This window comes from Brevibacillus massiliensis, assembly GCF_000311785.1.
Classification (GTDB): Bacteria; Bacillota; Bacilli; order Brevibacillales; family Brevibacillaceae; genus Brevibacillus_C; species Brevibacillus_C massiliensis.
On sequence record NZ_HE978535.1, the window covers coordinates 110,905 to 126,403 of the forward strand.

The window sequence follows — 15,499 nt, forward strand, 5'->3', positions numbered from 1 at the left end:
AGCGGGGAGACCCGCTTTTTCTTTTCGGCTTTTTATTTCTATGGCAGCAGGAAATAATACGTCAAAGCAGAAAAACAAATATCAGAACTGTCTCAAAGGAGGACTGCTAGCAAAATGGAGCAATACCGTACATACGATTTTGAACTGGCAGGCCGAAAACTAACGCTTGAGTTTGGCAAAATGGCCAAGCAGGCGCAAGGTTCGGTCCTGGTTCGCTACGGTGAGACTGCGATTCTCTCGGCTGTCACCGTTTCAAAAGAACCAAAAGATCTCGATTTCTTTCCGCTCACCGTCAATTACGAGGAGCGGTTGTACGCAGTCGGAAAAATTCCTGGCGGCTTCATCAAGCGGGAGGGGCGGCCAAGCGAGAAGGCGATCCTGGCCAGCCGGTTGATCGACCGGCCCATTCGTCCGCTGTTCCCGGAAGGCTTCCGCAACGACGTACAGGTGGTCAATACCGTCCTCTCCGTCGACCAGGACTGTTCACCGGAAATCGCTGCCATGATCGGCACCTCGGCCGCTCTCTGCGTGTCTGAGATTCCCTTCAAAGGACCGATCGCCGGTGTCATCGTCGGCCGAATCGACGGGAAATTCGTTATTAACCCGACGATTGCCGAAGCGGAAAAAAGCGACATTCACCTGACGGTGGCAGGAACCCGCGACGCGATCAACATGGTAGAAGCGGGTGCAAACGAGGTGCCGGAAGAGGTGATGCTCGAGGCGATCATGTTCGGCCACAGCGTCATCCAGCAAGTGATCGACTTCCAGCAGAAAATCGTCGAGGAAATCGGCAAACCGAAAATGCAGGTTGTCCTGCACCAGATCGATCCCGCGATCAATGAAGCTGTCCGCGCATATGCTGACGCCAAACTGCGCGAAGCCATCCGCATTGAAGAAAAGCAGGCCCGGGCCGACGCCATCGAGGCCGTCAATGCCGAGACCCAGGCCCATTTCGCCGAGGAATTTCCCGATCAAGCCGCCGACATTGCCGAAGTCCTGCACGACATCGTCAAAGAAGAAGTTCGCCGCTTGATCACCCATGAAAAAATTCGCCCGGACGGCCGAGCTCTCAATGAGATTCGCCCGATTTCCTGTGAAGTGGGCATCCTGCCCAGAACGCACGGTTCCGGCCTGTTTACCCGCGGGCAAACACAAGCGCTGAGCGTCTGTACCTTGGGCGCCCTCGGTGATGTGCAGATTCTCGACGGCCTCGGCTTGGAAGAGTCAAAGCGCTTTATGCATCACTACAACTTTCCGCCGTACAGCGTAGGGGAAGCGCGTCCGCTGCGTCCTCCTGGCCGCCGCGAAATCGGTCACGGTGCACTTGGCGAGCGGGCGATCGAGCCGATCATCCCTTCCGAGAACGAGTTTCCGTACACGATTCGCCTCGTGTCAGAAGTGATCGAATCGAACGGTTCCACTTCACAGGCGTCCATTTGCGCCAGCGTGCTCGCCTTGATGCATGCCGGTGTGCCGATTAAGGCGCCGGTAGCGGGGATCGCGATGGGGCTGATCATGGATGCGGAGGGCAAGCAGTTCTCCATTTTGACTGACATCCAGGGGATGGAGGACCACCTCGGTGACATGGACTTCAAGGTAGCCGGTACGGCAAAAGGCGTAACCGCCCTGCAGATGGATATCAAGATCGAGGGGATCAACCGCGAGATTCTGGAGCAGGCGCTGACGCAGGCGAGAGAAGGCCGCATGTTCATCCTTCAAAAGATGCTCGAGACGATCCCGGAACCGCGCAAGGAGCTGTCGCCGTACGCGCCGAAGATTCTCACGATGACGATCAATCCGGACAAGATTCGCGACGTAATTGGGCCGCAGGGGCGCGTGATCAACAAAATCATCGAAGAGACCGGCGTGAAGATCGATATCGAACAGGATGGCCGCGTCTTTATTGCCTCCGTCAATGCGGAAGCTAACCAGCGGGCGAAGAGTATCATCGAAGATCTCGTACGCGAAGTGCAGGTTGGCCAAACCTACCTGGGAACAGTGAAGCGCGTGGAAAAATACGGTGCGTTTGTCGAACTGTTCGCCGGGAAAGAAGGGCTGTGCCACATTTCCCAGCTGGCCATCGAGCGGGTAGGCAAAACGGAAGACGTCGTTCAAGTCGGCGATCAAATTCTCGTCAAGGTGACGGAGATTGACGATCAGGGCCGGGTGAATCTGTCGCGCAAAGCGGTACTGAAGGAGGAGCAGGCGGCTGCAGGCACTCCGGCAAAGGCTGAGTAAAACAGAATAGGGACAAAACGAAAAGCTTCGCTACACGAGTTTAACGCTTCGAGTAGGCAAAGCTTTTTTCTTTGCGCAGCTTTTGGCGTTTTTTGCTTCTACCTCCGCCTCCCGGTTCATACATTTGGACAAAGGGTGTATGCAGCTTTGTACGAATGTTTGGGAGAGCGGAAGGGTGGTACGATGAACAGACAGACGGGAAAATTGGTAGCTGCAGGTGTCATCTGGGCTTTTTTTCTCTATGCGGCGGTCAATTCAGATCCGATTGATGGATACGTCAGTGTGATCAAACGGGAGACAAGCGTCGACCAATCTGCACAGCCGGCCGGCCAGGACGATCCGCTGCGCAGGCAGGTGCTGGAGTGGAAGCAGCAGAAGGACGAGCAGCCGATTGACGCCAAGCTCGATCCGGCGTGGAAGGCGGCTGTCCCCGGCTACAATGGACGGTTGGTCGACGTTGAGGCGTCGATCCGGCAGATGCGATCGACGGGCATGACCACCCCGGACCAGTTGGTGTACAAGGAAGTGCCGCCCAGCGTCACGCTCGAGCAGCTTGGACCCAATCCCGTCTACCGCGGCAATCCGAAAAAACCGGCGATCTGTTTTATGATTAATGTGGCTTGGGGCAACGAGTACCTGGAACCGATGCTCAAGACGCTGGATCGCTACAAGATCAAAACGACGTTTTTTCTCGACGGTTCCTGGGTCAAACGGAATCCGGAGTTGGCAAAGGAAATTGCCAAACACGGACATGAAATCGGCAATCACGCCTACTCCCATCCGGACATGAGCGCGATTGGCAGCCAGCGGATCCGCGAAGAGATCGGTAGAACACAGAAGGTGATAGAAGATGCGATCGGCATACGGCCGACGCTGTTTGCTCCTCCGTCCGGCGCCTTCAATCAGCAAGTGGTGGACATTGCGGCAAACGAATTCCAGATGAAGACGATCATGTGGACGGCCGATACGATTGATTGGCAAAATCCGCCTGTCAGCACGGTAATCGAGCGGGTCCGCAAAAAAATGGACAACGGCGTCCTCGTCCTGATGCATCCGACAGCCTCCTCCTCGTCCGCTCTCGAGCAGCTGATTAAAATGGCAAAAGCCGAGGGGATCGCGCCGATGACGGTATCCGAAGTCATATCCAGCAATCGGCTTGATGTGCCGTAGATACTCCGGGGAAGGTTGTAGTGACCCGCGAAGTTTGTTATAGTTAAACGTGTTTATCTCGATCGTTGGCATCTTTTGGGGCATCGGTGCTGTGCGGCCCCAGCTTGGTACATAGAGGAGGATCTGCGTGATTCAAAGACATGACTGTGGAAACGGCCTGCGCATCGTGACGGAGCAAATTCCTTCCGTGCGTTCGGTTGCGCTTGGCATATGGGTGGGAACCGGATCAAAATTCGAGCAGGAGAGCAATAACGGGATTTCCCATTTTCTTGAACATATGTTTTTTAAAGGAACCGAAACCCGTTCCGCAAAGGAGATTGCGGAGGCTTTTGATGAGATCGGCGGCAATGTGAATGCCTTTACCTCCAAAGAGTACACCTGCTACTACGCCCGGGTGCTCGATCAGCACGCGATGCTCGCCCTAGACGTGTTGGCCGATATGTACTTTCACTCCGTGTTTGACAACGGCGAGCTGGAGAAGGAGAAGAATGTCGTCATTGAGGAGATCAGCATGTATGAGGATACTCCCGACGATCTGGTCCACGATTTGATTGCGCGCGCCAGCTTCGCTGACCATCCGCTCGGGTATTCCATCCTCGGCACGGAAGGTGTGCTGCGCAGCTTGACACGGGATGACCTGGTCCGCTACATCGATCAGCGCTACACGCCGGACAATACGGTGGTAGCGGTAGCCGGCAATTTCGACGATCGCCTGATCGAGGAGATCAAGCGGCGCTTTGGACGATACAGGCGTCCAGGCGAGCCGGCCCGGGTGGAACAGCCGGCGTTTGTCGCCAGAACCATCGCCCGTCACAAGGCGACGGAACAAGCGCATCTCTGCTTGTCGCTACCAGGCTTTCAGGCCGGGCATGACGATATCTACTCGCTGATTTTGCTGAACAATGTGCTCGGAGGCAGCATGAGCTCACGGCTTTTTCAGGAGATCCGCGAAGAGCGGGGCCTTGCCTACTCCGTCTACTCTTACCACACGGCGTACAAGGAAACGGGGATGTTTACCGTCTATGCGGGAACCGCGCCCGAACAGGTCGGACAGGTGTTTGACATCGTCACGAGCATCCTGCGCGATGTCAGCGAACGCGGAATTACCGCCAAGGAGCTCAGCAAGGGAAAGGAACAGTTGAAAGGGAGCCTGATGCTCAGCCTGGAGAGCACGAACAGCAGGATGAGCCGCTTGGGCAAAAATGAACTGCTGCTTGGCCGCCACCTCAGCCTCGACCAAATGACGGAAAAAATCGACGCCGTCACCCATGACTCCGTACTGGCGGCAGCAAGACAGCTGTTTCACAACCAGCTGGCGATTGCGATGGTAAGTCCGCTGGAACAGTTCCCAGCCAATGTGCAGAACGATGTACTGATCAAGTAGAAATAATCCGGGCCAAGACCGGATTTTTTTCGCAATATGGCAGTATAAATCTTATTGTGTAAGGGAGAAAGGGGGCGGAAGCATGCGGTTTAGCGAAATTTGCAACAAGGAGATTATCGGCCTTGACAACGGCGAGAGAATGGGAGAATTGCGAAATTCCGATCTGGAAATTGATCCCGGTACGGGTGAAATATCGGCGATCGTCCTGCCGGGCAGTTCTTTTTTCGGCTGGGGGAAGCGCCGTGAGGACTTTGTCATCCCGTGGAAAAAACATCGTCAAGATCGGTCCGGATACGCTGATTGTCTCGCTTCGCGGGCATGCCGATCACCTATCATAGACGACGATTGTCACCGGACGATCTGGCGGCGAATAGGATGGGGTAGACCGTAACGATTTCCGGGAAACCCTCTGCCCTAGGAAAAACCATTTGCGTTTCACCGTTTATGCAGTAAAATGTTTGGAAAGGGGAACACAGCATGCTAACGGGTATTCATGTTGCCTTCATCGGGGGTGACGCCCGCCAGTTGGAAGTCATCAAAAAGTGCATTCAACTAGACGCGATTGTAACGCTGATCGGCTTCGACAACCTGGAGAGCAGTTTTACCGGGGCAACGAAAAAACCTTTAACATGCGATGTGTTAAAAGACGTGGACGCACTTATCCTGCCTATTGTCGGCACAGATAATGACGGATTCGTCGAGAGTGTTTTCTGTTCAAAACCGCTGCAGTTTCTCAGTGAGCATGCCGCCTGCCTAAAGAAGCACTGCGTCGTCTATACGGGCATGGCGAAATCATACCTGAAAACACTCTTGTTGAGACAGCAAATCACTCTGGTAGAATTGCTCGACCGAGATGAAGTGGCCATCTACAACTCTATCCCGACCGTAGAAGGCGCGCTCATGATGGCAATCCAAAACACGGACATTACGATCCACGGTTCACAGGTGATCGTGCTTGGACTCGGCAGGACGGGAATGTCCCTGGCCCGCAGCCTTCATGCTCTCGGTGCCCGCGTTCGGGTAGGTGCCAGACGTCCGGAGCACATGGCAAGGATTCATGAAATGGGTCTCACTCCGTTTCATCTAAGTGAGCTGCGACCGCAAGTTGCAAATGCTGATATCATCTTCAACACGATACCTCAGTTGGTAATTACCGCTGAAGTGATCGCACAGATGCCGCAGGCCACGCTGATCATTGACCTGGCTTCCAAGCCGGGCGGAACAGACTTTCGATACGCTGAAAGACGAGGGATCAAGGCACTCCTGGCACCTGGGTTACCCGGAATCGTTGCTCCCAAAACGGCTGGACAGATCATCGCCAACACGGTGTCCCGCCTGATTGCGGATCAATCCAAGGACCGGGGGGAACCATCATGAGCAACCTGAGTGGCAAAACAATCGGCTGGGGATTAACCGGATCCCATTGCACCTTTGAGGAGACGATGCCGCAAATCCGGTGGCTGGTCGACGCGGGGGCAAGGGTCATTCCGATCGTAACGCATACGCTGATGTCGACGGATACGCGTTTTGGAACGTCTGAAAGATGGCAAAAACAGTTGATGGAGATTACGGGTGAGAAGATCATCTCGACAATTCCCGAAGCGGAACCGCTGGGCCCGTCCAAACTGCTGGATGTGATGGTCATTGCCCCTTGTACAGGAAATTCCACCAGCCGTTTGGCTAATGCGATTACGGACAGCCCCGTGTTGATGGCGGCAAAGGCGACGATGCGCAACCTGCGTCCCGTAGTCATTGCCATTTCCACGAATGACGGACTTGGCCTCAATGCCATGAACATCGGAAAATTGCTCAACGCAAAAAACATTTACTTCGTTCCGTTTGGCCAGGATGCACCTGACAAAAAGCCTACTTCACTGGTGGCTCACATGGACTTGATCAAAGACTCATGCGAGGCAGCCCTGGAGGGGCGTCAATTGCAGCCTTTGCTAATAGAAAGATTCAACTGTTAGATTTTGTTTGTGTCATAGGAGGAGAGGAAAAGATGGAGAACCAGACGAAGGTAAACGTCGCAGTGGTAGGTGCGACAGGAGCAGTGGGACAGCAAATGGTCTCGCTTTTGGAGGAGCGCAATTTTCCGATTGCCCAGCTGAAATTGCTCGCATCCGGGAGGTCGGCAGGCAAGACCGTCCGCTTTAAAGGCCAGGACATCACCATTGAAGAAGCGAAACCGGAAAGCTTTGCCGGGGTGGATTTTGCTTTGTTCAGCGCCGGAGGAGCAATCAGCAAGGAACTGGTGCCGCACGCCGTCGCTCACGGAGCGGTCGTCATAGACAATACCAGCGCTTTTCGGATGGAACCTGACGTCCCGCTGGTCGTTCCGGAAGTCAACATGCATGCGGCTCTGCAGCATAAAGGAATTATCGCCAATCCGAACTGCTCGACCATTCAGATGGTTGCCGCTTTGAAACCCTTGTATGACCGTTATGGTATAGACCGGGTGATCGTCTCCACTTATCAAGCCGTCTCTGGTGCCGGGGCTTCCGCGATACAGGAATTGCTCACCCAGAGTGCCGATGTCCTGGCAGGAAAACAGCCGGAGGCGAAAATTCTCCCGGTAAGCAAACTGCCGGTTCACCATCAGATCGCCTTTAATGCAATTCCGCAAATCGATGTATTTACGGATAACGGCTTTACCTTTGAAGAAATGAAAATGGTGAATGAGACCAAGAAGATATTTGGAGATGATTCCATCCAGGTAGCCGCTACCTGTGTGCGGATACCCGTCGTCAGCGGCCACAGCGAGTCGGTTTACGTCGAACTGAAAGAAGAGTACCAGCTGGAGGATGTCAAGGCGCTGCTCGCCGATGCCCCCGGCGTCGTGCTGGTCGATTCGCCGGAGGAGCAGCGCTATCCCCTCGCGACTGATGCCGTAGGCAAGCTGGACGTCTTTGTCGGCCGAGTGCGGCGTGATCTCAACCACCCGCGCGGTCTGCACATGTGGATTGTATCCGACAACCTGCTGAAAGGAGCGGCCTGGAACACTGTCCAAATCGCCGAGGAATTGCTGAAGGCGAGACAATAGGAGAGAGGATCTTTGATGAAAATTCTCGTCCAAAAGTTTGGTGGGTCATCACTGACGACCGAAGAATGCCGTAACAGAGCGCTGCATCACGTGGAACGATCGATCAAGGAAGGTTACGCGTTAGTGGTTGTCGTTTCCGCCATGGGACGAAAAGGTGATCCTTACGCCACGGATTCCCTGCTTCAACTCATTTCGCAAAACGGCGACTCTCTTCCTCCACGGGAGACGGATTTACTGCTTCACACCGGCGAGATCATCTCTGCTTCCGTCATGTGCAGCCTGCTCCAGTCGCGCGGCATCAAGGCCACGATTTTGACCGGCGGCCAGGCGAGCATCATTACTTCGGACGAATACACGGATGCACAGATCAATTCCGTCAATCCGGGGCGTATACTCCAAGAGCTTGAGCGCGGCTATGTCGTCATCGTTCCCGGCTTCCAGGGGCGCACCGCGGATTGGGAGATCACGACGCTCGGCCGCGGGGGAAGCGATACGACAGCGACGGCGCTGGGTGTTGCGCTGCGGGCGGAGATGGTCGATATCTTTACGGACGTGAACGGAATTATGACGGCCGATCCGCGGATTGTGAAAGAAGCCCAACCGCTGTCGACCGTTACCTACACGGAGATTTGCAACATGGCACATCTGGGCGCCAAGGTGATCCACCCGCGAGCGGTGGAGATCGCCATGCAAGGCAACGTGCCGATCCGTGTCCGCTCTACTTTTACGGATGACGACGGCACGATGGTCACCAGTTTGCACGACATAGAGAAGCGGAACATCACGGTTCACGACCGCCTGATCATGGGGATTGCCCACGTGCCCAACATCACCCAGATCAAGGTGTTTTCCAAGGAAGGCAGGTACGATACCCAGCTTCAGGTCTTTAAAGCGATGGCGACCAACGGAATCAGCGTTGATTTTATCAATGTCAATCCGAGCTGTGTCGCGTACACGGTCCACGACAGGATGGGAGAGAAGGCTGCGAAGATTCTGAACGGCATGGATTACGAACCGCAAATCCTTCCGGGCTGTGCCAAAGTATCCGTTATTGGCGCGGGAATCGCGGGGGTGCCAGGCGTCATGGCGCAGATCGTCGAAGCGTTAACAAGCGAGGATATTCAAATACTACAATCAGCAGACTCCCACACTACAATCTGGGTACTGGTGCGCCAAGTAGACATGGTGAAAGCTGTCCGATCCTTGCATCGCCAATTTCAACTCCATCTAAGCGGATAACCGGTACGCTGTACCACTATAGTGTAGAGAAAGGATGAATGAAATCGTGGCACTTTTTGGCCGATTGGCTACAGCAATGGTCACTCCTTTTGACCAGCAATTACAGATTGATTTTGAAAAAACCGAGCGCTTGATTGACCACCTTCTGTCGACCGGTACCGATGCACTGGTAGTAAGCGGCACGACAGGCGAGTCGCCGACGCTGTCAGCAGAAGAGAAACTGGCGCTGTTTCGCCATGTTGTCCAGTATGTGAACGGGCGCTGCAAGGTGATTGCCGGTACCGGGAGCAATGATACGGCTTCCAGCATCGCCTTTACCCAGGCTGCCGAGGCTACCGGAGTGGACGCCGTCATGTTTGTCGCCCCGTATTACAGCCGGACATCCCAGGAGGGGCTGTACCAGCACTTCAAAGCACTCGCAGAGTCGACCCGGCTGCCTGTCATGCTGTACAATGTACCGGGAAGAACAGCGGTGAACATGACGGCGGAAACGACCCTGCGCCTGGCGAAACTGCCCAATGTCGTCTGCGTGAAGGAAGCATCCGGCAACCTGTCGCAAATCGCAAAGATCATCGAGCATGCGCCGGAAGGCTTTGAAGTATACAGCGGCGATGACGGTCTCACCTTGCCGGTTCTGTCAATCGGCGGAGTAGGAGTGGTCAGCGTAGCCAGCCACATTGTCGGAGCGCAGATGCAGGAAATGATACGTGCTTTCTTTGCCGGAAAAATGGATGCCGCAGCGGCACTCCATCGAAAGCTGCTGCCCGTTTTTGAAGGGCTGTTCGCTTTTCCCAGCCCGGTGCCGACGAAGACCGCCCTCGAGAAGATGGGCGTAGCTGTCGGCGGGGTCAGGCTGCCCCTCGTCCCGCCCAGCGATGAGGAACGGGCCTTTATCCATTCACTCCTCTCTGACAACGTATAGACAAACAAGAGTGTCTCAACGCTTCCGATGCGCATCGGAAGCGTTTTTTTTATCGGTGTGGAAGCATCAAGCAGATTCGCCGGAGCGGCCTGACGAACAGGACGAGCTTCAAATTCTCCTGTCATCAGGACATTCTGACGTTGTATTGTTCTTGTTTTTTCTTTTTATGATCGGGTATAATATATCTAAGTGATTTGGGGCGGTTTAGTAAGTGTAACGACAACTAAATATAGGAGGTAAGAATTTGGCGAAGTCCAATCATCAAGTTCTCATTTTCGCCCTGGGCGGAGTAGGCGAAATTGGGAAAAACATGTACGTGATTCAAGCTGATGACGACATCGTCGTTATTGATGCTGGCCTAAAATTCCCTGAAGAAGAAATGCTGGGAATCGACATGGTCATACCAGATATCACGTACCTCGAGGAAAACCGCGAAAAAGTACGCGGAATTATCATTACGCACGGGCATGAGGATCACATCGGCGGTTTAAGCTACGTTTTGCGACACCTCAACGTACCCGTATACGCAACCAAACTCACTCTGGGACTCATCGAAGCAAAACTGAAAGAAGCGGGCATACTGAATGAAACCAAGCGTCATCTTATCAATGGAGACTCAGAGATTACCCTTGGAAGACTCAAGGCCACGTTTTTTCGAACAAATCACAGCATTCCCGATTCTGTTGGCGTCTGTGTAGAAACTCCGGAAGGCACGATTGTTCACACAGGCGATTTCAAGTTTGACATGACGCCGGTCAACAATCAAAACGCTGACATAGCCAAGATGGCTCAGATCGGAGAGCGCGGCGTGCTGTGTCTGCTTTCAGACAGCACCAATGCCGAACGGCCTGGCTTTACGGCTTCGGAGCGAACCGTAGGTGCGGCGCTGCGGGATGTGTTTCTCAAGGCGACGGGAAGGATTATTATTTCTACCTTTGCCTCCAACGTTCATCGCATCCAGCAGGTGATCGATGCTGCGGTGGAGCACAATCGAAAAGTAACCGTAGTCGGACGCAGCATGGTAAACGTGATGAACATCAGCATGGACCTGGGTTATCTGCACGTTCCGAACGGGATCATTGTGGAACCGGAAGAAATAAACAAGCTTCCAGCCGAAAGAGTTGTCATACTGTCTACAGGAAGTCAGGGAGAGCCGATGTCCGCGCTCACCCGCATGGCCCGATCCGCCCATCGGAAAATAGACATCCTGCCAGGTGACACAGTTGTTATTGCAGCAACACCGATTCCTGGAAACGAAAAGTACGTCGCCCGGACGATCGATCAGCTCTATCGGGCGGGGGCAGATGTCATTTATGGCGGACACGGTCCTAACGGTACGGTTCACGTTTCTGGTCATGGCAGTCAGGAAGACCTGCGGCTGATGCTCAATTTAATCAAACCGAAGTACTTTATACCCATCCACGGCGAATTTCGCATGCTGCGGATGCACAGCATCCTCGCAGAACAAGTCGGGATTGAACCGGACAACATCTTCCTGCTGGACAATGGGGATACAGTCGAAATTTCGGGCGGCGTAGCCCGCTACGGGCCAAAGGTGCCTTCCGGAAACGTGTTGATCGACGGACTGGGTGTTGGCGATGTAGGGAATATCGTATTGCGTGACCGCAAATTACTATCACAAGACGGAATACTGGTGGTTGTTGTTACACTCAGCAAACAAAATGGCACGATTCTATCCGGTCCGGATATCATCTCTCGCGGATTTGTCTACGTCCGTGAATCGGAGGAACTGCTTGATGAAGCAAATCGCCTTGTCACCCAAACACTGCAAAAATGCATGGATGAAAATGTAAATGAATGGTCCTCTTTGAAGAACAACGTGAAAGATGCGTTGGGGCGCTATCTGTACGAACAGACAAAAAGGCGCCCGATGATCCTTCCGATCATCATGGAGGTGTAAGAGACTGCAGGCAGCGGGCATTCGCTGCCTGTTTGCATTGGAGAAAAATGCATGATTTGGCGACTGGCAATCCATACTATGAGGGGCATAACGCTCTGGCAAAGGAGGTATGGAAATGCCGACGAACGACAACCCGCCGCAGCCGGCACCCGACGAAAATCCCGGGAATGACGACTCGAAGAAGCGGCTCATGGACACGATCACACAGTTGGGGCAAACCAACGTGCCGCAGCTGGAAAGCAATATCTACTGCCTCTCCATCATCGGACAGGTAGAAGGGCATGTGCAGCTGCCTCCTCAAAACAAGACGACGAAATACGAGCATATCATTCCGCAGTTGGTCGCCGCCGAGCAGAACAAGAAAATCGAAGGGGTCTTGGTGATCCTGAATACGGTCGGCGGAGACGTCGAAGCAGGGCTGGCGATCGCCGAGATGATCGCCTCTTTGTCCAAGCCAGCGGTGACGCTCGTGTTGGGAGGCGGGCACAGTATCGGCGTGCCGATTGCCGTGGCAGGCCGATATTCCTTCATTACGGAAACGGCGACGATGACGATCCATCCCATCCGGCTGACCGGTTTGGTCATCAGCGTTCCGCAGACTTTCGAATACCTCGACAAAATGCAGGATCGCGTCATCCAGTTCGTCGCTCGCCATTCGAAAATCACCGAAGAGAAATTCAAGGACCTCATGCTGAGGACCGGGGAGCTGACGCGCGACATCGGTACGAATGTGATCGGCGCAGATGCGGTGAAATACGGGTTGATTGACGAAGTGGGCGGCCTCGGCAAAGCGATCGCCAAATTAAACGCACTGATGGACAGCGTGCGCAGCAGCGAGCAGGTGATGCAATGATCCTCTATACGACCATGCCGCTGGACATTGTCTTCGAAAACATGGATCAGGTAGAGAAGCAGGTGATTCGCGAGGTTACCTTTGGCTCCGTAACGATGCTGGTAGAGCCAGTCAATCAATACGAAGCCAAGATCGTGCGCTTGATCAGCCCCGATCCGCAGGACTATCTGAATCCGCGCTTCGCACCCGGCCAAAAAATCGCCTTTCGCCCTGATTTCTCATAGACTATCTGTATTTCTTCTATTTTCCTGTGGTATACTAGATTCGATAAGAGACGCAGCCGGCATGTTCTCGGCTGCCTTTTCATTCTGTGCAAGGGAAGGAGGCGTGCCATGGGCAGAAGAAAAAAAATCATACGCCATGGTCCTCAGTCCTTCGTTTGGAATTAACGGGCCTTGTTATTATTGTGTTATCCCTGATCGGGCTGTGGAAAAGCGGCTGGTTTGGAAAAAATGTGCTCGGCTTTCTGTTTCGCTTTGCCGCCGGTTCGTGGGATTTCGTCATCCCGCTGCTGTTGATCGCCTTTTCCCTGCGGCTGATGTTTACCCGTAAGACGCCGCGGTTGACGCCGCAGCTGTTCGGCTGCCTGCTGATCTTTATGGCGGTGCTGACGTGGGATCACCTGCTGTTCTACAAGGAGATTACGGCGAACGGAAGCTTTGCCGGGCAGAGCATCATCCGCGTGACGTTTGACCATTTGATGCTCGACCACAAACAGGACGTGTCCACCACCGAGGTAGCCGGCGGAATGATCGGAGCCGTTCTCTTCGCTTTTAGTCAAGGACTGTTTGGCATAGTCGGCACAGGTTTGCTGATTGGACTGCTCTTTCTGGTCGGTTTGATGTTTATCTTCAACCTTTCCTATGTCGATATCCTGCTGTTTTTCAAGGAAAAGCTGCAAAATACATACCGGAAGACAAAAGATTCGATCAAGGAATCCGTCCAGCTGCTGACCGAAGAGGGAGAAAAGCGCAAACAGCGTCAGGAGGAAAAACGGAAAAAACTGTCAGAACAGGTTAAGGCGGCAGACGAAAAGGCTTCGCCTGACAGCGAGGGCATCGCTTCTCCGGCAACGGGCTGGGATGAGGCTGAACCGGCAGAGGAGGAGAACCAATCCTTACCGGTTGCTCCGGTCATCCGGGACTTTACGGAGCGGCTGGACCACGAACCGCAGGCGGCTGGTGCGGTTGTCCCCCCGCCACAGGTGAATTCGACCCTGACGATAAAGGTGAAGCCCAAACAGCCGGGGCGCACAGAGGCGCAAAACGGCTCTGCGGATGACAACGCCGACAGCGGATTCGACAGTCTGCTCCAGACTGCCGGCGAAGACAGTACATATGTCATTCCCAATCTGCAGATGCTGGCCCGTCCCAAACCGCATGCCGGGGGGAAGGATGTCGACCACAACTCCAATGCGGCAAAGCTCGTTCACACGTTAAAAAGCTTTGGCGTCAGTGCGATCGTCTCGGAGGTGCACCGCGGACCTGCGGTTACCCGCTACGAAGTCCAGCCGGCGACAGGGGTGAAGGTAAGCCGGATCGTCAGTTTGACCGATGACCTGGCGTTGGCGCTGGCTGCCAAGGACATTCGTATCGAGGCGCCGATACCCGGCAAGTCGGCGATCGGGATCGAAGTTCCCAACACCGAGGTAGCCGTGGTGACGCTTAGGGAAGTGCTCGAATCGGGCAGTTACCGGGATGCCGCAGCGAAGCTGACAGTGGCGCTTGGGCGGGACATCTCCGGCGAACCGATTGTCGCGGATCTGGCCAAAATGCCCCATCTGCTGGTAGCCGGAGCTACCGGAAGCGGCAAGTCGGTCTGCATTAACGGTTTGATTATGAGCATTCTATTTAAGGCAAAACCGCATGAAGTAAAATTGATGATGATTGACCCGAAAATGGTAGAGTTAAACGTCTACAACGGGATTCCCCATCTTTTGGCGCCGGTCGTGACCGATCCCCGCCGCGCTTCCGTGGCGCTGAAAAAAGTGGTGGCCGAAATGGAGCGGCGCTACAATCTGTTTGCCAAGATGGGCAGCAGAAACATCGAGATGTACAACCAGCAGATAACAGACAGTCCGCTGCCGTACATCGTCGTCATCGTCGACGAGCTGGCTGATTTGATGATGGTGGCTCCCGGGGACGTAGAGGATGCGATCTGCCGGCTGGCACAGATGGCCCGGGCAGCCGGGATCCATTTGATCATCGCTACGCAGCGTCCGTCCGTAGACGTCATCACCGGCGTGATCAAAGCGAATATTCCGTCGCGGATTGCGTTCGGGGTTTCATCCATGGCGGATTCCCGCACCATCCTCGACATGGGCGGAGCGGAGAAGCTGCTTGGCCGCGGCGATATGCTGTTTCTGCCGATGGGCGCTTCCAAACCGGTCCGCATCCAAGGGGCATTCGTCTCCGATCAGGAAGTCGAAGAGGTGGTCAGCTTCGTCAAGCAGCAGCAAGAGGCGAAGTACAACCAGGAGATGATCCCGGATGAAGCGGCGGAAGAAGTACAGACAGTGATCGATGACGAACTGTACGATCAAGCCGTGCAGATCGTCGCAGAAGCCCAGACGGCCTCGGCTTCCCTATTGCAGAGGCGGCTTCGGGTCGGATATACCCGGGCGGCCCGTTTGATTGACATGATGGAGGCGCAAGGAATCGTGGGTCCATACGAGGGAAGCAAACCGCGCGAGGTGCGCCTGCCGCGTCCTTCAGCGGAAAGTAATATTT

13 protein-coding genes are annotated in these 15,499 nt (G+C 54.4%); all 13 read left to right on the plus strand.

Annotated elements, in window-relative coordinates:
• Positions 1 to 114: 114 nt before the first annotated feature.
• Positions 115 to 2,238, plus strand: coding sequence for a polyribonucleotide nucleotidyltransferase (locus HGBM_RS00625; RefSeq protein ID WP_019119170.1), 2,124 nt, complete (start codon positions 115 to 117; stop codon positions 2,236 to 2,238).
• 183 nt (positions 2,239 to 2,421) lie between these two features.
• Positions 2,422 to 3,408: a polysaccharide deacetylase family protein gene (locus tag HGBM_RS00630; protein ID WP_019119171.1), complete on the plus strand. Its 987-nt coding sequence runs from the start codon at positions 2,422 to 2,424 to the stop codon at positions 3,406 to 3,408.
• A gap of 127 nt (positions 3,409 to 3,535) precedes the next feature.
• The gene (locus HGBM_RS00635) at positions 3,536 to 4,792 is read left to right on the plus strand and encodes a M16 family metallopeptidase (RefSeq protein ID WP_019119172.1); all 1,257 of its coding nucleotides are present in this window, start codon (positions 3,536 to 3,538) and stop codon (positions 4,790 to 4,792) included.
• Between the two features lie 82 nt (positions 4,793 to 4,874).
• On the plus strand, positions 4,875 to 5,183 hold the full coding sequence (locus HGBM_RS26145) for a YlmC/YmxH family sporulation protein (protein WP_245552844.1): 309 nt from the start codon (positions 4,875 to 4,877) through the stop codon (positions 5,181 to 5,183).
• 86 nt (positions 5,184 to 5,269) lie between these two features.
• Positions 5,270 to 6,169, plus strand: a complete 900-nt coding sequence (gene dpsA / locus HGBM_RS00645; protein ID WP_019119173.1) for a dipicolinate synthase subunit DpsA — start codon at positions 5,270 to 5,272, stop codon at positions 6,167 to 6,169.
• The gene (locus tag HGBM_RS00650; RefSeq protein ID WP_019119174.1) at positions 6,166 to 6,762 is read left to right on the plus strand and encodes a dipicolinate synthase subunit B; all 597 of its coding nucleotides are present in this window, start codon (positions 6,166 to 6,168) and stop codon (positions 6,760 to 6,762) included. The genes dpsA and HGBM_RS00650 overlap by 4 nt, the downstream gene beginning before the upstream one ends.
• A gap of 32 nt (positions 6,763 to 6,794) precedes the next feature.
• Complete coding sequence (locus HGBM_RS00655) at positions 6,795 to 7,835, plus strand: aspartate-semialdehyde dehydrogenase (protein ID WP_019119175.1); 1,041 nt, start codon at positions 6,795 to 6,797, stop codon at positions 7,833 to 7,835.
• Positions 7,836 to 7,850: 15 nt separating this feature from the next.
• Entirely contained in the window at positions 7,851 to 9,074 is a 1,224-nt protein-coding gene (gene dapG / locus HGBM_RS00660) for an aspartate kinase (RefSeq protein WP_019119176.1), read from the plus strand.
• A gap of 46 nt (positions 9,075 to 9,120) precedes the next feature.
• Positions 9,121 to 9,996, plus strand: a complete 876-nt coding sequence (dapA, locus tag HGBM_RS00665) for a 4-hydroxy-tetrahydrodipicolinate synthase (RefSeq protein WP_026074105.1) — start codon at positions 9,121 to 9,123, stop codon at positions 9,994 to 9,996.
• A gap of 244 nt (positions 9,997 to 10,240) precedes the next feature.
• Positions 10,241 to 11,917, plus strand: a complete 1,677-nt coding sequence (locus HGBM_RS00670) for a ribonuclease J (protein WP_019119178.1) — start codon at positions 10,241 to 10,243, stop codon at positions 11,915 to 11,917.
• A 115-nt stretch (positions 11,918 to 12,032) separates the two neighbouring features.
• Positions 12,033 to 12,770 carry a ClpP family protease gene (locus HGBM_RS00675; protein WP_019119179.1) on the plus strand — a complete coding sequence of 246 codons (738 nt, stop codon included), beginning with the start codon at positions 12,033 to 12,035 and terminating at the stop codon, positions 12,768 to 12,770.
• Positions 12,767 to 12,994 carry a YlzJ-like family protein gene (locus tag HGBM_RS00680; protein ID WP_019119180.1) on the plus strand — a complete coding sequence of 76 codons (228 nt, stop codon included), beginning with the start codon at positions 12,767 to 12,769 and terminating at the stop codon, positions 12,992 to 12,994. The genes HGBM_RS00675 and HGBM_RS00680 overlap by 4 nt, the downstream gene beginning before the upstream one ends.
• A gap of 86 nt (positions 12,995 to 13,080) precedes the next feature.
• The coding region (locus tag HGBM_RS26150; RefSeq protein WP_035286184.1) for a DNA translocase FtsK at positions 13,081 to 15,499 on the plus strand (2,419 nt) is incomplete at its 3' end.